Raw genomic sequence first — 17,680 nt, forward strand, 5'->3', positions numbered from 1 at the left:
CCCGGTTGGCTCCCGTTGGCGGATACACCGCGTTGACGGGTATCCGCCATGGCAGGTCTCGGTCAATGACAACTCTCCCCAAAGAGCTGTCGCTTGCGCAAAGCTGACCGGTCATCCGGCACCGAAATCCGGACCGTTTCTTTCACTTACCAGGGATGCTGATGACCCTCGAATCCCCCAGCTCCATACCCGGGGCCAGACGCGTCGCCCGCGTCGCGGCAGCGGCCGGTCTGGTCGCCGCCCTCGCGGCGACCGGCGCCGTACCCGTCTTCGCCGCGACGGGCGCCGACCAGCCGGGCACCAACCCGGCCGTCAAGTCCGCGGAGCAGAAGCTCGGTTCGGCCGACGCCGAGCTGCTCCAGGAGGCCAAGGCCAAGGGTGACGCCAACGTCACCGTCATGGTCGCGACCGCCCCCGGCCAGACCAAGCAGGTGGCCGACCAGCTCGACGCCGTCCAGGGCGGCTCGGTGGGCCAGACGTACGACAACCTCGGATACGTCCGCGCCACCCTGCCCACCGCCCAGGCGGAGGCCGCCCTGAAGGCGGCCGCCAAGCTGTCCTCCGTGCACGGCATCGACCTGCGGCACGAGATCCAGCTGCCGAACCCGCGCCCCGACGCGGACCGCGAGACCGGCACGGTCAAGAAGACCGCGGCCGAGACCTACGCGGCGCCGGACAAGAACACCCCGGCGAAGAACCCGTACAACCCGTCCTTCGAGACCGGCGCGGTGGACTTCGTCGAGCAGAACCCGCAGGCCGACGGCCGCGGCGTGACCATCGGCATCATGGACTCGGGCGTCGACCTCGGCCACCCGGCCCTGCAGACGACCACCACCGGCGAGCGCAAGATCGTCGACTGGGTCACGGCGACCGACCCGATCACGGACAGCGACGGCACCTGGCGCGCCCAGATCACCCCGGTCACCCCCTCCGGCGGCACCTTCACCGCGGGCGGCCAGAGCTGGAAGGCCCCCGAGGGCAACTTCCAGTGGAGCCGCTTCAGCGAGTCGATCACCGCCAACGGTGACATGAAGGGCGACGTCAACCGCGACGGCGACACCACCGACCGGTTCGGCCTGCTCTACGACGCCGCCGCCGGCACCGTCCGCGTCGACACCGACCAGGACGGCGACTTCACGAACAACGAGCCGATGAAGCCGTACAAGGACGGCTACCAGATCGGCTACTTCGGCACGGACAACCCGGCGACCGAGGTCGCCGAGCGCATCCCGTTCGTGATCGAGATCCGCAAGGACGTCCCGATGGACCCGCTGGGCGGTGACTGGGTCGGCAAGAAGGCCGACTTCGTCAACGTCGGCATCATCGAGTCCGAGCACGGCACGCACGTCGCCGGCATCACCGCCGCCAACAGCCTCTTCGGCGGCAAGATGAACGGCGAGGCGCCCGGCGCCAAGCTCGTCTCCTCGCGCGCCTGCTCGTGGTCCGGCGGCTGCACCAACATCGCGCTGACCGAGGGCATGATCGACCTCGTCGTCAACCGCGGCGTGGACATCGTGAACATGTCCATCGGTGGTCTGCCGGCGCTGAACGACGGCAACAACGCGCGCGCCGAGCTCTACAAGAACCTCATCGACACCTACGGTGTCCAGCTGGTCATCTCGGCCGGCAACTCGGGCCCGGGCGTCAACACCATCGGCGACCCGGCCCTCGCGGACAAGGTCATCTCCGTGGGCGCGGCGGTCTCCAAGGAGACCTGGGCCGCCAACTACGGCTCCGGTGTGTCGACGAAGTACAACATGTTCAACTTCTCCTCGCGCGGTCCGCGTGAGGACGGCGGCTTCACGCCGACCATCACCGCCCCCGGCGCCTCCATCAACACCATCCAGACCTGGCTGCCCGGCGCGCCGGTGAAGGAGGCCGGCTACGAGCTGCCGGCCGGCTACGGGATGCTCCAGGGCACCTCGATGTCCTCGCCGCAGGCGGCGGGCGCCAGCGCCCTGCTGATCTCGGCCGCGAAGCAGCAGAACATCAAGCTGACGCCGGCCTCCCTGCGGGTCGCGCTCACCAGCACGGCCAAGAAGATCGACAACGTCCCGGCGCACGCCCAGGGTTCGGGTCTGATCGACGTCCCCGGCGCGTGGGAGTCCATCCAGCGCGACGCGAAGGCCAACGAGTTCACCGTCAAGGCGCCGGTCGACACCGCGATCGACCAGTTCCTGAAGACCCCGGGCTTCGGCACCGGCCTCTACGACCGCGAGGGCGGCCTCAAGGTCGGCCAGAAGAAGGTCTACAACGTCGTCGTCACCCGCACCACGGGCGTCAAGCACGGCACCCGGCACGACCTGAGCTGGCGCAACAACGACGGCACCTTCAAGGTCATCGGCGGCTACGACTACGTCACCCTGCCGCTGAACAAGCCCGTCACCATCAAGGTCGAGGCCAACGCCAAGTCGGCCGGCGTCCACAGCGGCATCCTGCAGCTGGACGACGAGACCACCGAGGGCATCGACAAGCAGATCCTGACGACCGTGGTCGCGGCGGCCCCGCTGGCCAAGCCGTCCTTCGCCGTGTCGGAGTCCTCCTCCGTGCAGCGCAACAGCCACAAGTCGTACTTCGTGACCGTCCCGCAGGGTGCGAAGAGCCTCGAGGTCGCCCTCAGCGGTCTCGCGGCGGGCAGCCAGACGCGCTTCATCGCGATCCACCCGTACGGTACGCCGGTCGACCCGACGTCCACGGTCAACTGCTACCCGAACTATGACAACCCGGACAACACCTGCCGCCCCGACGTGCGCTCGTACCCCGAGCCGACGCCGGGCGTCTGGGAGATCGAGGTCGAGTCGCGCCGCACGTCGCCGCTGCTCGACAACCCGTACAAGCTGGACGTCTCGCTGCTCGGCGCCGCCTTCGACCCCGCGGTCAAGGTCCTGCCCGAGGTGAAGCAGGGCACCCCGGCCCCGGTCCAGTGGAGCGTCCGCAACGACGCCGCGGCCATCACCGGCGGCAAGCTCCAGGGCGGCCCGCTCGGCTCCGCGAAGGTCGCCAAGCCGACCATCGCGAACGGTGAGACCCACACCACCGAGGTCACGGTCGCCGCGGGCACCTCGCGCCTCGACGTCGCGATCGGCAAGGTGTCCGACACCGCCGCCGACCTCGACCTCGAGGTCTACAAGGACGGCGTCAAGGTCGGCTCCGCCGCCGACGGCGACTCCGAGGAGGCCGTGAGCCTGGTGAACCCGGCCGCGGGCACCTACACCGTGAAGGTGATCGGCTACGCGGTCCCGTCCGGCTCCACCACGTACGACTACCGCGACGTGTTCTTCTCGGCCGCCCTGGGCTCCGTCCAGGTCGACGAGGCCGCCGCGGTGAACCTCGCCACCGGCGCCACCGCGCAGGTCTCGGCGAACGTCCTGGTCACCAGCGCGGCCCCCGAGGGCCGTCAGTTCTTCGGCCAGGTCCAGCTGCTCAACGCCCGCGGCACCGCCGCCGGCACCGGCAGCGTGCAGATCGAGAAGGTCCTGCCGTAACGGCGGCCGGCTGATCGCATGACGGAGGGGCGGGCGCCCGGATCGAGCGCCCGCCCCTTCGCCGTTCCCCGGGACCGGGCCCCCCGGCGGCGGCCCCGGTCCGCGGGACTACTTGCCCAGCGACCGCAGGGACTCGGCGTAGGTGCCCACCGCGTGGGCGATCACGTCCAGATTGGTGTCGAAGGCCTTCAGGTCCAGGTTCCGCAGGTCGTCGCCCGCCCCGTGGTAGTTCGGGTCGTACGGGGCCCCGGCCGTGCCCCCGTACCGCCTGGCCTGCTCGGCGGTCTTGATGCCCTCGGCGCCGGTGAAGGTGCCGCCGGCCGGGATGCCGTTCGCGATGAACGGGCCGTAGTCGGAGCGGCCGTCGAAGTCACTGCCCTCGTGCGGCTTGTGCTTCTTGTCCAGGAAGCCGTTGATCAGAGCCTCGATCTGCGCCGAGCCGGCCGGGCCCGCGCCCGCGCCGGTCCTGTCCGAGTCGTCGCCGTCGTAGACGAACTGCACCGGGTTCGGCGAGGCGATCATGTCGAAGTTCAGGTAGAGCGCGATGTCCTTCTTCTGCTGCTCCGACAGCTGCGCCACGTAGTGCTCGGAGCCCAGCAGGCCCAGCTCCTCGGCCGACCACCAGGCGAAGCGGACCTTGTTCGCGGGCCCCTTGCCCTTCTTGTTCGCGCCCTCGTCCGCGAGCTTCAGCGCGACCTCCAGCAGGCCGGCCGAACCAGAGCCGTTGTCGTTGATGCCCGGGCCCTCGGCGACCGAGTCCAGGTGGGCGCCGACCGTCACCACGCGGTCGGAGCGGCCGCCGCGGGTCTCGGCGACCACGTTGCGGGTGGTCTTGCGCACGTGCTCCTGGTCCAGGTCCAGGCGCACCGTGACCTCGCCCGCCGCGGCCGCCGAGGCGAGCGCCTCGCCGTCGGCCAGGGCGAGGCCCGCGCTCGGGACGAGCCCCTCGGCGGGCGAGCCGAACCCGCCGCGCACCGGGGCCGTGCCGCTGTGGTTGTAGACGATGACGCCGAGCGCGCCGGCCGCGGCGGCGGCGTTCTGCTTCTCCACGAAGGTGCAGGAGCCGCGCTTGACCAGGGCGATCTTCCCGGTGAAGGCGCCCGCCGGGTAGTCGTCGGCCGTGCAGCCGGGGCTCTCGTCGACCCGGGCGAGGGCGAGCGGAGCGGTCAGGCCGCCCGCCGGGGTGGACTTGGTGAAGGTGAAGGCGGCGGTGGCCAGCTCACGGCCCTCCGCGCCGCCGGCGCCGCCGAGGACGGTGGTCCTCTCCGTCTTCGTGCGCGCCTCGTGGATGTCGAAGTCCTGGTACGAGACCTCGTACCCGGCCTTCTTCAGCGTGTCGTGCACGTAGGCAGCGGACGCGGCGTGGCCGGGCGTGCCCGCGGCGCGGTTGCCGCCGTGGGCGTCGGCGATCTGCTGGAACTTCGCGAGGTGGCGGTAGGCGCCGCGGGCGGTGACCTCCGCCACCAGCTCCTCGGCCAGCCTGCCCTCGCGCGGATGGGCCGCGGCCGGGGTGGCGGCGAGCAGGACGGGTGCGGCGACGGCGGCTGCCGCGAGGGCGGCGAGCGCCGGTATGGACCGGCGGCGGCGGTGGCGGATGGCGCGCACGGTGGATCTCCCCGATTCGGATGGTCGGTCTGCGGTCTGCGATGTTCGGAAACCGAACACGGCAGATCGGACGCTAACCAGCTCCGACCAGGCAAAACGGACCTTCGGAGGGCCTGCAACACTCCCGCCACGGACTCGTCACAGGGGTTCACATCCAGGACACCGTCCGTTCCTCGGACAATGGATTGGACAAGGCTCGTGGGGTCGAACGCATGATGGCTTCACGCGCGCCCGCGTCGTACGTACCAAAGGAGTCACCGTGAGGGTCGGAATCGTCGGAGCCACCGGACAGGTCGGCGGAGTCATGCGCGGCATCCTCGCCGAGCGGAAGTTCCCGGTGGACGAGCTGCGGCTGTTCGCCTCGGCCCGTTCCGCGGGCTCCACCCTCGAATGGGAGGGCCAGGAGATCACCATCGAGGACGCCTCGACGGCCGACTACTCCGGCCTGGACATCGTGCTCTTCTCCGCGGGCGGCGCCACCTCCAAGGCCCTGGCCGAGAAGGTCGCCTCGCAGGGCGCCGTAGTGATCGACAACTCCTCGGCATGGCGCAAGGACCCCGAGGTCCCGCTCGTGGTCTCCGAGGTCAACCCGCACGCGATCAAGAACCGCCCCAAGGGCATCATCGCGAACCCGAACTGCACCACCATGGCCGCGATGCCGGTGCTGCGCCCGCTGCACGACGAGGCCGGCCTGTCCGCGCTGATCGCCACCACCTACCAGGCCGTCTCCGGCTCGGGCCTGGCCGGTGTCGCCGAGCTGCGCACCCAGGCCTGCGCGGTCTCCGAGGCCGCCGACCAGCTGACCTTCGACGGCGGCGCGGTGGACTTCCCGGAGCCGGGCGTCTACAAGCGCCCCATCGCCTACAACGTGATCCCGCTCGCGGGCTCGATCGTCGACGACGGCTCCTTCGAGACCGACGAGGAGCAGAAGCTCCGCAACGAGTCCCGCAAGATCCTGGAGATCCCGGAGCTCAAGGTCTCGGGCACCTGCGTGCGCGTGCCGGTCTTCTCCGGCCACTCCCTCCAGATCAACGCCCGCTTCGACCGCCCGATCAGCGTGGAGCGCGCCTACGAGCTGCTCAAGGACGCCCCCGGCGTCGAGCTGTCGGAGATCCCCACCCCGCTCCAGGCCGCGGGCAAGGACGCCTCGTACGTGGGCCGCATCCGCGCCGACGAGACGGTGGACAACGGCCTCGCGCTGTTCCTGTCGAACGACAACCTGCGCAAGGGCGCGGCCCTGAACGCGGTCCAGATCGCGGAGCTGGTGGCCGAGGAGCTGCGCGGCTGATCTGCCGGACGGCCTGAAGGGGAGGGAGCCCGCTCGGCTCGCTCCCCTTCGCCGTCGGTCTCATCGCCCAGGCGCCCTAGTTGTATTGCCTCGTTAGGTCGGGGACGCGGCTTGCGGGTGCTTTGCCTGCGAGTGCGGTGTGTCCGCGGTGGTCTGGCGTTGAAGTCGTACCAGCGGATGGGCCGGTTCCCGAGGCCGGAGGAGTATCCGGAGGCGGTGGTCGATTTCGTGCGCCGCGCGGTGGAGCTGCCGGAGGCTACGCCGGTCCGGGTGGGTGGCCGTACGGCGGTGCGGAAGCGGCGGGTGGTGCATTCGTCGACCCTTGACGGCCTCGGTCTCCTGTCCCAGACCCGGGTGCAAAGCAGGCGTCTCAGCTCTCGGCGTGGGCGGCGGGGTTGGTCTGCTTGCCGGGAATCGGATCGCCATCAACGGGGTTGGTGGGGGATGAGCCGTTAATCGCCATCAACGGGGTTGGTGGGGGATGAGCCGTTATTGGAGGGCCATGCGAGCGATTCAGGTGTACGAAGTGGGCGGTCCCGAGGTGCTGCAGGAGGCCGAGGTGGACCAGCCGCGGCCGGGTCCGGGCGAGGCGGTCGTGGAGGTCGCCGCATCCGGGGTCAACTTCCTCGACGTCTACCACCGCGAAGGCCGGTACAGCCTCCCGCTGCCCTTCACCCCGGGCGCTGAGGGCGCCGGCACGGTCGTCGAAGTTGGACCCGGCGTCGCTGACGTCGCAGTCGGGGACCGGGTCGGTTGGGTGGAGATTCCCGGCACGTATGCCGAGCGGGCCGTCGTGGACTCCTCCCGGCTGGTGCCGCTGCCCGACGATATCGGCTTCGAGACTGCCGCCGCCGTGCTCCTCCAAGGCATGACCGCGCACTATCTCGTCAAGGACGCCTACCCGGTTCAGGGGGGCGACACGGTGCTCGTGCATGCAGCTGCTGGTGGCATGGGGCTGCTTTTGACCCAGCTCATCACCCATCTCGGCGGCAGGGTGATCGGCACGACGTCGACCACGGCGAAGGCCGAGCTGGCGAAGCGTGCCGGGGCCGCTGAGGTGATCCTTTCCTCCGCAGTCGACGATCTCGCAGCCGAGGTGAGGCGGCTCAACGGCGGTCAGGGACTGCCGGTTGTCTTCGACGGCGTCGGCGCGCACACCTTCGATGCGAGCCTCGCCAGCCTGCGAACCCGCGGCCATCTCGTGCTCTTCGGCGCGGCAAGTGGTGCCGTGCCGCCGTTTGATCCGATTCGGCTCGCCCACGGCGGTTCGCTGACCCTGATCCGGCCCAGCCTCGGGGACTTCATCGCCGATCGGTCCGAACTGCTCCGACGGGCCGCCGATGTGTTCGAGTGGGTGCGCTCCAAGGCGCTTGAGGTCACCGTGACGGGCCGCTACGCATTGTCCGAGGCCGCCCAGGCCCACAGCGATCTGGAGGCTCGGCGTACCACCGGCAAGCTGCTCGTCGTACCCGATGCGGCCGCTATTGGACGCCGCGAGGAGACGCAGAGCTGATCGCGGGTGACGAGGTCGGGGATCTTGGAGACTGAGATGTCGAGGGCATGGCCGACCGTCATCGCCAAGATCCCCGACACCGTCAGGCACTCAGCAGGCCAAGATCAAGTTCTGGCGGGTTTCTGGCGTATCTGGGTCACACCCCTTCAAGACCCCTCAGCCGAGACCTGGCTCACCCGTCCACAACCTCCCGGGACAGAACACCTAGTGCTGTCGCACGCCACTGCTCGGCGGGTCTCCGGCCTCGCGTTCGCGGCGCAGCCGGTCGGCAGACTCACACTGATCTTCACGGATCAGGCGACCTTCACCGTGACATCGCCGCGCCGGACGATCACCGACACCTCGCCACCCAGCACGGCCGCGTAGGCCCGCAGGACGTCGAGGCTGTCCACCTGCCCGTGCTCGATCTGCGACACGCGCGCCTGGCTGATACCCAGAGCGGCAGCGACATCGGCCTGTGTGAGCCCGGCAGAGCGGCGGAGCCCGGCGAGTTCATGCCCCCGGATCCGGGCGGTGTTCTCCGCCCGCGCCCGGGCCCTCTGCTCCTCCGCCTCGGCGGTGTCGAGCAGCGGCTGGCGCTGCAGGGCCTCGGCGCGTACCTCCCGCCACGGACGTCCCTTCACCTCGTGCCTCCTCGTTCCTTGCCGGACACGTACCGCTCGTAGCGTTGCTCGGCGACCGGGATGTTCTCCTCGTACCAGCGGCTCCATTGGCCCGCTTTGTCTCCGGCTGCCAGGATGACCGCTTCCCGGTCCGCGTCGAAGACGAACACCATCCGCACCTCGGACCGGCCGGCCGAGCCGGGCCTCAGCTCGTTGGGGTTGTGCAGCACGCTTCGATGGATTCGGTCCACCATCGGCCTGCCCAGGCCAGGTCCCTCCGCGGCCAGGTGGTCCAGGGCGTCCACGATCCGGTTCGCGGTCCCGGGCTCGTCTTCGCAGAGCAGGGGACCCGTCCCCCATGGAAGGATGGGCCGGAACGTCACCATCGAAGGAGATGACCGCGTGCCAGGCACGAATCTCACCCGTGAAGAGGCTCAGCAGCGCGCGAAGCTGCTCACCGTCGACTCGTACGAGGTCGAACTCGACCTCAGCGGCGCGCAGGACGGGGGCACCTACCCGTCCGTGACCACCGTGCGGTTCCAGTCCGCCGAGGCCGGTGCCGAGACCTTCATCGACCTGGTCGCCCCGGCCGTGCACGAGGTCGTCCTGAACGGCAAGGCGCTGGACGTCGCCGCCGTCTTCCGGGACTCGCGGATCGCGCTGAAGCACCTGGCGGCCGGGGCCAACGAGCTCCGGGTCGTCGCGGACTGCGCGTACACCAACACCGGTGAGGGCCTGCACCGCTTCGTCGACCCGGTCGACCAGCAGGCCTACCTCTACACCCAGTTCGAGGTGCCGGACGCGCGGCGGGTCTTCGCCAGCTTCGAGCAGCCCGACCTGAAGGCCACGTTCCAGTTCACCGTGACGGCCCCCGAGGGCTGGACGGTCATCTCGAACTCTCCGACCCCCGAGCCGAAGGACCGGGTCTGGGCCTTCGAGCCGACCCCGCGCATCTCCTCGTACATCACCGCGCTGATCGTCGGCCCGTACCACGCCGTGCACAGCTCCTACGAGGGCCCGGACGGGCAGTCCGTCCCGCTCGGCATCTACTGCCGGCCCTCGCTCGCCGAGTTCCTCGACGCGGACGAGATCTTCGACGTGACGCGGCAGGGCTTCGACTGGTTCCAGGAGAAGTTCGCCTACGACTACCCCTTCGCCAAGTACGACCAGCTCTTCGTCCCGGAGTTCAACGCGGGCGCCATGGAGAACGCGGGCGCGGTCACCATCCGCGACCAGTACGTCTTCCGCTCGAAGGTGACGGACGCGGCGTACGAGGCGCGCGCCGAGACGATCCTGCACGAGCTCGCGCACATGTGGTTCGGCGACCTCGTCACCATGGAGTGGTGGAACGACCTGTGGCTGAACGAGTCGTTCGCCACCTACACCTCGATCGCCTGCCAGGCGTACGCCGAGGGCTCGAAGTGGCCGCAGGCGTGGACGACCTTCGCCAACTCCATGAAGACCTGGGCGTACCGGCAGGACCAGCTGCCGTCCACGCACCCGATCATGGCGGACATCCGTGACCTGGACGACGTCCTGGTCAACTTCGACGGCATCACCTACGCCAAGGGCGCCTCGGTGCTCAAGCAGCTCGTCGCCTACGTCGGCATGGACGCGTTCTTCAAGGGCGTGCAGGCGTACTTCAAGGCGCACGCGTTCGGGAACACGCGCCTGCCGGACCTGCTGGGTGCCCTGGAGGAGACCTCGGGCCGCGACCTGACCGCCTGGTCGAAGGCGTGGCTGGAGACCGCGGGCATCAACATCCTGCGCCCGGAGATCGAGACGGACGCGAACGGTGCGATCACCGCCTTCGCGGTCCGCCAGGAGGCCCCGGCGCTCCCGGCCGGCGCCAAGGGCGAGCCCGTGCTGCGCCCGCACCGCATCGCGGTGGGCCTGTACGAGCTCCAGGACGGCCGCCTCGTGCGCACCGACCGGATCGAGCTGGACATCGACGGCGCGCTGACGGCGGTGCCGGAGCTGGTGGGCCGCGCCCGCCCGGCCGTCGTGCTGCTCAACGACGACGATCTGTCGTACGCGAAGGTCCGCCTGGACGAGGTCTCCCTCGCCAACGTCACCGCGCACCTGGGCGACTTCACGGAGTCCCTGCCGCGCGCGCTGTGCTGGGCCTCGGCCTGGGACATGACGCGGGACGGCGAGCTCGCCACCCGCGACTACCTCGCGCTGGTGCTGTCGGGCATCGGCAAGGAGTCCGACATCGGCGTCGTGCAGTCGCTGCACCGTCAGGTGAAGCTGGCCGTCGACCTGTACGCCGACCCGGCGTGGCGCGAGGAGGGCCTGCGGGTCTGGACCGAGGCCACGCTGGAGCACCTGCGGGCGGCGGAGCCGGGCAGCGACCACCAGCTGGCGTGGGCGCGTGCCTTCGCGGCGACGGCCCGTACCGAGGAGCAGCTGACCTACCTGTCGGCGCTGCTGGACGGCACCGCGGTGGTCGAGGGCCTCGCCGTCGACACGGAGCTGCGGTGGGCGTTCCTGGAGCGGCTCGTCGCGACGGGTGTCGCCGACGAGGCGGCCGTCGAGGCCGAGCTGGAACGGGACTCCACGGCGGCCGGCGAGCGCCACGCGGCGACGGCGCGGGCCGCGCGCCCGACGGCGGAGGCCAAGGCCGCGGCGTGGGCCTCGGTGGTGGAGGCCGACGACCTGCCGAACGCGGTGCAGGACGCGGTGATCGGCGGCTTCGTCCAGACCGATCAGCGCGAGCTGCTGGCCCCGTACACCGCGAAGTACTTCGAGGCGATCAAGGAGGTCTGGGACACCCGGAGCCACGAGATCGCCCAGCAGATCGCGGTGGGTCTGTACCCGTCCCTCCAGGTCTCGCGGGAGACGCTGGACGCCACGGACGCCTGGCTGGCCTCGGCCGAGCCGAACGCGGCCCTGCGCCGGCTGGTCTCGGAGTCCCGCGCGGGCGTCGAGCGCGCGCTGAACGCCCAGGCCGCGGACGCCGCTGCCGCTCGGGGCTGACGGCTCCTGCCGTCTCCTGGGGCTTCCGCCCCAGGCCCCGCTCCTCAAACGCCGGCGAGGCTGTTCTTCAGCCCCTCCGGCGTTCGAGGAGCGCCGCTGCCGCTACCGCCGGTCGGCGGCGACCGCCCGCAGGGCCGTGAGGACGTGGGACAGCGCGGGCGCGGACTCGGCGCCCCGGCGGACCGCGGCGATGACGTGCCGGGTGGGGCGGTCGTGGGCGAGGACCCGGACCGCCACGCCCGACGCGCGGCTCGACACCATCCGGGGGACCAGGGCCACGCCCATGCCCGCCTCGACCATGGCCAGGATCGCGGTCCAGCCGGAGGCCGAGTGCGCCTGTTCCGGTACGAAGCCCGCCTGCTCGCAGGCGCCCCGGGCGATCTCCGACCACGGGCCGCTGCCCCCGTAGATCCACGGGTCCCCCGAGAGGTCCGCGAGGCGCAGGCCGCGTGCGCCGGCCAGCGGGTGGCCCGGCGGGAGCGCCACGTCCAGCGGGTCCTCCAGCAGGGTGATCCGGGTGAAGCGGGGGTCCCGCGCGGTCGGCGCGTGGGCGGCCAGGGACAGGGCCAGGTCGACGGCTCCGGCGGACAGCAGCTCGTAGGACTCCGCGGCCTCCGTCTCGCGGACCCGGACCTCCACCCGGGGGTGGCTGCGGCGCAGCGCCGCCACCGCGGGGACCACGAGCGCCGGTACGGCGGTGGAGAAGGCCCCGATGCGCACCTCGCCCGCGTCCCCGGCGAGGTACCCGGCCAGTTCCGCGTCGGCCCGCTCCAACTGCGCGAACACCGCCTCCGCGTGCCGCAGGACCAGGTGCGCCGCGTCGGTGAGGCGGACCCGGCGGCCCTGTGCCTCCAGCAGGGTCACGCCGAGCTGCCGCGCGAGGTTCGTCAGCTGCTGCGAAACGGCCGAGGGCGTCATGTGCAGCGCCTCGGCCGTCGCGGTCACGGTGCCCTGCTCGGCGAGGGCCCGCAGGATCCGCAGCTTCTTGATGTCCCACTCGGTCATGGGACCGAACCTACCGGCGGGCACTTCCCAGCCCGACCCCGCCGAGGATCAGCGCCATGCAGAGCAGTTGCGCCGGTCCGGTCCGCTCGCCCAGCAGGAGGAGGCCGAGGCCCGCCACACAGACCGGCTGGAGGTAGTAGACGACTCCGGCGCGGGCCGCCCCGATGACCGAGATCGCCTTGTTCCAGGCGAAGAAGGCGACGGCCGAGGAGAACACCCCGACGTAGAGCAGCGGTCCGGCCGTCGTGGCGGAGACCTCGAAGCCGCCCTGGACGGCGACGGAGACGGCGTAGGCGGGTGCCAGCATCAGCGCGCCGAGCACGAAGGTGGTGATGAGGAAGGCCAGTCCGCCGATCTCGGCGGGCTTGCGCTTGAGCAGTGCGCTGTACGTGGCGAAGGAGAGGGCGGCGCCGAACATCCACAGGTCGCCGGCGCCGAAGTCGAAGCCGAGGGAGCCGTCCCCGACCAGCAGCAGCACGCCGAGGGCGGCGAGCAGCAGTCCGAAGGTGCGCCGGGCGCCGAGGCGTTCCCCGCCGAGGCGGGCGTAGAGCGCCATGACGACCGGCGAGGCGGCCATGATCATGCCCATGTTGGAGGCGGAGGTGGTCAGGCCGGCCTGGTGCACGAGGGTGTTGTAGAGGGTGACGCCGAAGAGCGTGGCGAGGGCGATGTAGCCGAGGTGCTCGCGGATCAGGGCCCGCTGCTGCCAGGCCTGGCGGGCGGCGAAGGGGGCGACCGCGAGGGTGGCGATGATCCAGCGCCAGAAGACGGCCTGGACGGGCGGGACGTGGTCGGCCATGCCCCGGGTGGCGACGAAGCTGCCGGACCAGACGACCGTCGCGAGCAGGGCGAGGAGTACGCCGAGTCCGGCGGCCCCCTTCTTGCCCTTGGCTGTGGTGCTGCCTTGCGAAACGGTGCGGACGCGGTCCATGACGGCCACTGTGTGTCTCCCCCTCGGAGCTGGTCTGTCGGTGGTCGGTCTACCGTCGCACCCGCTCATCGCTCAGGTCCATCGAAATGTTTCGATCGTTCTTTTCAGTAGAACTGAACGGTTGCGCGGTCCTGGCGACGAACAGCTGACCGGCGACGGTGGCACCGAAGGCGATCGCCATGCCCACCAGCTGTACGGGGGACAGCGCCTGCCCGAGGGCCGCCCAGCCGATGACGGCGGCGGTGAGCGGGGAGAGCGGACCGAGGAGGGTGACGGAGGTGGCGGAGAGCTGCCCGATGCCGCGGAACCAGAGCCAGTACGCGATCCCGGTGTTGATCAGCATCATGTAGCCGTAGCCGAGGAAGGCCTTGCCGTCGAGGGCGGGCGGTGCGCCCTCGACCAGGGCGGCGATCGGGATGATGACCAGCCCGCCCGCGGTGAGCTGCCAGCCGGCCACGGCCAGCGGTCCGACGCCCTCCGGGCGCCCCCAGCGCTTGACCATGACCGTGCCCGCTGCCATGGAGGCGGAGGAGACCACGCCTGCGATGACCCCGACCAGATCGAGCCGGGCCTCGGCGGTGAGGACCACCATGCTCACGCCGAACGCCCCGGCGACGGCGGCGAGTACGGTGCGCAGGCTCGCCCGCTCCCCCAGGACCAGGGCGGCGAGTCCGACGACGAACAGCGGTCCGGCGGCGCCGAGCACGGCCGCGACACCGCCGGGCAGCCGGTAGGCGGAGAGGAACAGCAGGGGGAAGAAGGCCCCGATGTTGAGCGTGCCGAGGACGGCGGACTTCCACCACCAGGCGCCCTTGGGCAGCGCGCGGGACAGGGCGACGAGCAGCAGTCCCGCGGGCAGGGCGCGCATCGCCCCGGTGAACAGCGGCCGGTCGGGCGGCAGCAGTTCGGTGGCCACGGCGTAGGTCGAACCCCAGGAGACGGGGGCGAGTGCGGTCAGGGCGACGGTGGTGAAGCGCTTCATGAGCGGTGGCTCCTCGGACGGCGCGGACGGCGGGAGGGCACGGGACCCTCGCAGTAGATCGCTCGCAAGTAGCTTACCGCTAAGCTACTTAGCGTCAAGCAGCTTTCTTGCGAACGATCGTGTGGGAAACGGATACTGCTGACATGAGCGACGCCGCCCCTCAGCCACCCTCGAAGAAGACCGCCACCGGCCCCGTCACCACCGACGCCGTCGACGCGATCACCGCCCAGTGGTACGCGGTGCGCCCCGAGCTGGAAACCACCCCCATGGCCGTCTTCGGACGCATCTTCCGGATCGGCCGGGCCATGGGCGACGCCATGGAAGAGGCGTACGGGCGCTACGGCATCTCGCGCGGGGAGTTCGACGTGGTCGGCACGCTGCGCCGCTCCGGCGCCCCGTACACGCTCTCGCCCCGCCAGCTGTCGGCCACGCTGATGCTCACCACGGGCGGCATGACGGGGCGTCTGGACAAGCTGGAGAAGGCCGGGCTGCTCTGCCGCAAGCCCGATCCGCACGACCGGCGGGGGCTCCAGGTGACGATCACCGACCGCGGCCTGGCCCTCATCGACGAGGCCGTCACCGCGGGCCTGGAGGTGCAGCGCGCGGCCCTCACCGGGCTGAGCGACGAGGAGGTCGAGGTCCTGTCCGGCCTGCTCCGCAAGCTGCTGGTCGGCTTCGAGGGCACGACGGGGCCCTGACGGGCGGACGAGGACGCAACAAGGCGCCGAGGGTCGCCACACGGCCGAATCGATCGGCGGTACGGACCCCCGGCGCCCCGGAAGTCTGCGGTGCTGACCCGGAGGTCAGACCCGTCAGGCCTGGTTCTGCTGCTTGCGCGACTTGTCGCCGACCATCACGAGGCCCGCGATGACCAGGAACAGCAGGATCGGCGCGGCCACGAACAGGCCGAGCGTCTCACCGATGCTCAGGCCCGGACCCGGGTCGTCGCCGTCGTCACGGGTCAGCGCGAGGGCGGGAGACGTCATCAGCAGCATCATCAGCGTCGTTCCGGCCGTTACGGCGCCGGCGCGCAGAGCGTTCTTCTTGTCCACGGTGCAAACGTAGCGAACACCTAAACGCAGCGCGCGCCCGGGGGTGCCGTACGGGGGCGGGCTCCGGCGCGCACCGCGCTCAGCAGGGCGTTCGCCCGGGGCGAAGCGGCCAGCGCCTCCAGGGTCAGCGGCCGTCCGCCCTCGTCGGCGACCGGCATCCGCCAATTGGGGTACTGGTCCCAGGTGCCCGGCAGGTTCTGCGGCCGCCGGTCCCCCACCGCGTCCGGCAGCCACACGCCGACCAGCCGGGCGGGTGTGCGCAGCAGGAACCCGTACAGGGCCAGTACGGCGGCCTCCTCGTCCTTGGTCTCCATCCCGAGCCCCTCCAGCACCTCCAGCCACTCCGCGGTGTCGGCGGCGTCCTCCGCCCGCTCCAGCTCCACGGGACGCGTCAGCAGGCCGAGTCCGTCGCGCAGTTCGACGTGGGACCCGGCCAGCTTGGCGGCGGTGGGCGGCAGGTCGTGGGTGGTCGTGGTGGCCAGGCAGTCGGCCCGCCAGTCCTGCGGTGCGAGCGGGTTCCCGCCGCCCGCCCAGTCCCGCTCGAACCAGAGCACCGAGGTGCCGAGGACCCCGCGCCGGGCCAGCGCCTGGCGGACCCCGGGCTCCACCGTCCCGAGGTCCTCGCCGATGACCAGGGCCCCGGCCCGGTGGGCCTCCAGCACCAGGACCGCCAGCATCGCCTCGCCGTCGTAGCCGACGTACGTGCCCTCCGCGGGCGGGGTGCCCTCCGGGATCCACCAGAGCCGGAACAGGCCCATGACGTGGTCGATGCGCAGGGCGCCCGCGTACCGGAACACCCCGCGCAGCAAGTCCTGGAAGGGGGCGTACCCGGTGTCCGCCAGCCGGTCCGGTCGCCACGGGGGCAGACCCCAGTCCTGGCCGCGGGCGTTGAAGGCGTCGGGCGGGGCGCCCACGGAGACGTGCCGGGCGTGGAAGGGGCCCGTCAGGGCGTCCGATCCGTCGGGGTGCACCCCGACGGCGAGGTCGTGCACGATGCCCACGGCCATCCCGGCCTCCCGGGCGGCCCGCTGGGCGGCGGCGAGCTGGGTGTCCGTCAGCCAGACCAGCCAGCGGTGGAAGTCCCCGTGCTCGCGGGGTTCCTGCCCGGCCGCGGAGGCGCACCAGGCGGCGTGCCGGTCCAGGGCCGGGCCCTGCTCGGCGCGGAACCGCTCGTAGGCGGCGGCGCGTTCCGGGGTGCGCGGGACGGCGTACAGCAGCTCCAAGGCCTGCCGCTTGAGGTCCCAGACGGCGTCCCGGTCGATCAGCCCGCCCTCCTCCAGTACCCGGCGGCGCAGTTCGCCGCCCTGTCCGGCGAGGGCGGCGAGGGCCTGCCGGTCGGGGCAGTCGGCGTACTCGGGGACGTCCTCGATCCGCAGGTGCACCGGGTCGGGGAAGCGGCGCGAGGAGGGGCGGTACGGGGAGGGGTCGGTCGGCGTCCCGGGCACGGCCGCGTGCAGCGGGTTGACCTGGATGAAGCCGGCGCCGTGGGTCCGGCCGGCCCAGCGGGCGAGCTCGGCGAGGTCCCCGAGGTCGCCCATGCCCCAGGAGCGCTCCGAGAGGAGCGAGTAGAGCTGGACGAGCAGCCCGTGGGCCCGTTCGGGCGCGGCCGGGGCCCGGTCGGGGGCGGCGACGAGGGAGGCGGCGGCGGTGCGGCCGTCCGGGAGGGTGGCGGTGATCCGGTGGACGCCCAGCGGCAGGCCCTCGGGCAGCGGCCCGGCCGGGCCGGTCACCCATTCGGCGGCCTCCTGCGCAGCGCCCTCCGGCTCCAGGCGGATGCGGGTGCCGGGCGGCAGCGCGGCCAGGGCGGGCGGCGGCGGTCCGCCCTCCCAGTTCACCAGGACGGGCGGCAGCAGCCGGGCGGCCGCCTCCTGTTCGGCGGCTTCCCGGCGCACCCGCGCGTCCTCGGGGGTGTCGACGACCACGCCGAGCAACCCGAGCACAGTGGTGACCGTGGCCCGCGGCACCTGGACGGTGACGTCCTTCGCGGGCTGGTAGGCGGTGGCGATGCCGTGCAGGGCCGCGAGCCGGTCCAGGTCGTCCATGTGCGGGCACTCCTCCGTGCATGAGGGTGGGTCAGGAAGTGGTGCGCGAGCGTGGCGCATGAACGGGGTGCGTGAACGTAGGACACGCCGGGCGGCACCGCCGGGGCAACACAGCCTTACCCACTGGGAGGGACCGCATTCCTGGCGGATCCCGGTCAGATCACCCAGCCGCGTTGACACCCCTGCCGCACGGGTG

At 71.6% G+C, this 17,680-nt stretch carries 13 protein-coding genes; 5 read left to right on the forward strand and 8 right to left on the reverse strand.

Annotated elements, in window-relative coordinates:
- The first annotated feature begins 161 nt into the window (after positions 1-161).
- The gene (locus AB0D94_RS04465) at positions 162-3,485 is read left to right on the forward strand and encodes a S8 family serine peptidase (RefSeq protein WP_362045303.1); all 3,324 of its coding nucleotides are present in this window, start codon (positions 162-164) and stop codon (positions 3,483-3,485) included.
- Positions 3,486-3,593: 108 nt separating this feature from the next.
- Here the strand turns inward: AB0D94_RS04465 and AB0D94_RS04470 are convergent, their stop codons facing one another.
- A complete protein-coding gene (locus AB0D94_RS04470; RefSeq protein WP_362045306.1) occupies positions 3,594-5,090 on the reverse strand; it encodes a M28 family metallopeptidase in 1,497 nt (498 codons plus the stop codon).
- A 259-nt stretch (positions 5,091-5,349) separates the two neighbouring features.
- Between AB0D94_RS04470 and AB0D94_RS04475 the strand changes: the two genes are divergently transcribed.
- Together AB0D94_RS04475 and AB0D94_RS04480 are read left to right on the forward strand one after the other, a co-directional pair.
- Positions 5,350-6,378 carry an aspartate-semialdehyde dehydrogenase gene (locus AB0D94_RS04475; RefSeq protein WP_362045309.1) on the forward strand — a complete coding sequence of 343 codons (1,029 nt, stop codon included), beginning with the start codon at positions 5,350-5,352 and terminating at the stop codon, positions 6,376-6,378.
- Positions 6,379-6,880: 502 nt separating this feature from the next.
- The gene (locus AB0D94_RS04480; protein WP_112446335.1) at positions 6,881-7,891 is read left to right on the forward strand and encodes a quinone oxidoreductase; all 1,011 of its coding nucleotides are present in this window, start codon (positions 6,881-6,883) and stop codon (positions 7,889-7,891) included.
- 293 nt (positions 7,892-8,184) lie between these two features.
- Here the strand turns inward: AB0D94_RS04480 and AB0D94_RS04485 are convergent, their stop codons facing one another.
- Positions 8,185-8,514: a helix-turn-helix transcriptional regulator gene (locus AB0D94_RS04485; RefSeq protein ID WP_362045314.1), complete on the reverse strand. Its 330-nt coding sequence runs from the start codon at positions 8,512-8,514 to the stop codon at positions 8,185-8,187.
- The gene (locus tag AB0D94_RS04490; RefSeq protein WP_362045317.1) at positions 8,511-8,879 is read right to left on the reverse strand and encodes a type II toxin-antitoxin system RelE/ParE family toxin; all 369 of its coding nucleotides are present in this window, start codon (positions 8,877-8,879) and stop codon (positions 8,511-8,513) included. The genes AB0D94_RS04485 and AB0D94_RS04490 overlap by 4 nt, the downstream gene beginning before the upstream one ends.
- Positions 8,880-8,895: 16 nt before the next feature.
- Here AB0D94_RS04490 and pepN point away from each other — a divergent pair, with 16 nt between their 5' ends.
- Positions 8,896-11,472, forward strand: coding sequence for an aminopeptidase N (pepN, locus tag AB0D94_RS04495; RefSeq protein WP_362045320.1), 2,577 nt, complete (start codon positions 8,896-8,898; stop codon positions 11,470-11,472).
- Positions 11,473-11,574: 102 nt separating this feature from the next.
- On the opposite strand, the gene AB0D94_RS04500 is transcribed toward pepN, so the two are convergent.
- The 3 genes from AB0D94_RS04500 to AB0D94_RS04510 are packed head-to-tail and all read right to left on the reverse strand — an operon-like array spanning position 11,575 to position 14,390.
- Positions 11,575-12,477, reverse strand: coding sequence for a LysR family transcriptional regulator (locus AB0D94_RS04500; RefSeq protein ID WP_362045324.1), 903 nt, complete (start codon positions 12,475-12,477; stop codon positions 11,575-11,577).
- Positions 12,478-12,487: 10 nt separating this feature from the next.
- Positions 12,488-13,408, reverse strand: a complete 921-nt coding sequence (locus tag AB0D94_RS04505; protein ID WP_362045327.1) for a DMT family transporter — start codon at positions 13,406-13,408, stop codon at positions 12,488-12,490.
- Positions 13,409-13,457: 49 nt separating this feature from the next.
- Positions 13,458-14,390, reverse strand: coding sequence for an EamA family transporter (locus AB0D94_RS04510; RefSeq protein WP_362045330.1), 933 nt, complete (start codon positions 14,388-14,390; stop codon positions 13,458-13,460).
- A gap of 143 nt (positions 14,391-14,533) precedes the next feature.
- On the opposite strand from AB0D94_RS04510, the gene AB0D94_RS04515 reads away from it, so the two are divergent.
- Positions 14,534-15,088, forward strand: coding sequence for a MarR family transcriptional regulator (locus AB0D94_RS04515; RefSeq protein WP_362045333.1), 555 nt, complete (start codon positions 14,534-14,536; stop codon positions 15,086-15,088).
- 114 nt (positions 15,089-15,202) lie between these two features.
- On the opposite strand, the gene AB0D94_RS04520 is transcribed toward AB0D94_RS04515, so the two are convergent.
- Positions 15,203-15,442: a hypothetical protein gene (locus AB0D94_RS04520; RefSeq protein WP_362045336.1), complete on the reverse strand. Its 240-nt coding sequence runs from the start codon at positions 15,440-15,442 to the stop codon at positions 15,203-15,205.
- Between the two features lie 20 nt (positions 15,443-15,462).
- Positions 15,463-17,484 carry a 4-alpha-glucanotransferase gene (locus AB0D94_RS04525; protein ID WP_362045339.1) on the reverse strand — a complete coding sequence of 674 codons (2,022 nt, stop codon included), beginning with the start codon at positions 17,482-17,484 and terminating at the stop codon, positions 15,463-15,465.
- Positions 17,485-17,680 lie beyond the last annotated feature (196 nt).

The organism is Streptomyces sp. NPDC048255 (assembly GCF_040652415.1).
Lineage (GTDB): Bacteria > Actinomycetota > Actinomycetes > Streptomycetales > Streptomycetaceae > Streptomyces.

Coding starts and splice junctions, on each gene's coding strand:
- AB0D94_RS04465 (WP_362045303.1), top strand. CDS start 162: ATGACCCTCGAATCCCCCAGCTCCATACCCGGGGCCAGACGCGTCGCC.
- AB0D94_RS04480 (WP_112446335.1), top strand. CDS start 6,881: ATGCGAGCGATTCAGGTGTACGAAGTGGGCGGTCCCGAGGTGCTGCAG.
- AB0D94_RS04490 (WP_362045317.1), bottom strand. CDS start 8,879: ATGGTGACGTTCCGGCCCATCCTTCCATGGGGGACGGGTCCCCTGCTC.
- AB0D94_RS04500 (WP_362045324.1), bottom strand. CDS start 12,477: ATGACCGAGTGGGACATCAAGAAGCTGCGGATCCTGCGGGCCCTCGCC.
- AB0D94_RS04505 (WP_362045327.1), bottom strand. CDS start 13,408: ATGGACCGCGTCCGCACCGTTTCGCAAGGCAGCACCACAGCCAAGGGC.
- AB0D94_RS04510 (WP_362045330.1), bottom strand. CDS start 14,390: ATGAAGCGCTTCACCACCGTCGCCCTGACCGCACTCGCCCCCGTCTCC.
- AB0D94_RS04515 (WP_362045333.1), top strand. CDS start 14,534: ATGAGCGACGCCGCCCCTCAGCCACCCTCGAAGAAGACCGCCACCGGC.
- AB0D94_RS04525 (WP_362045339.1), bottom strand. CDS start 17,484: ATGGACGACCTGGACCGGCTCGCGGCCCTGCACGGCATCGCCACCGCC.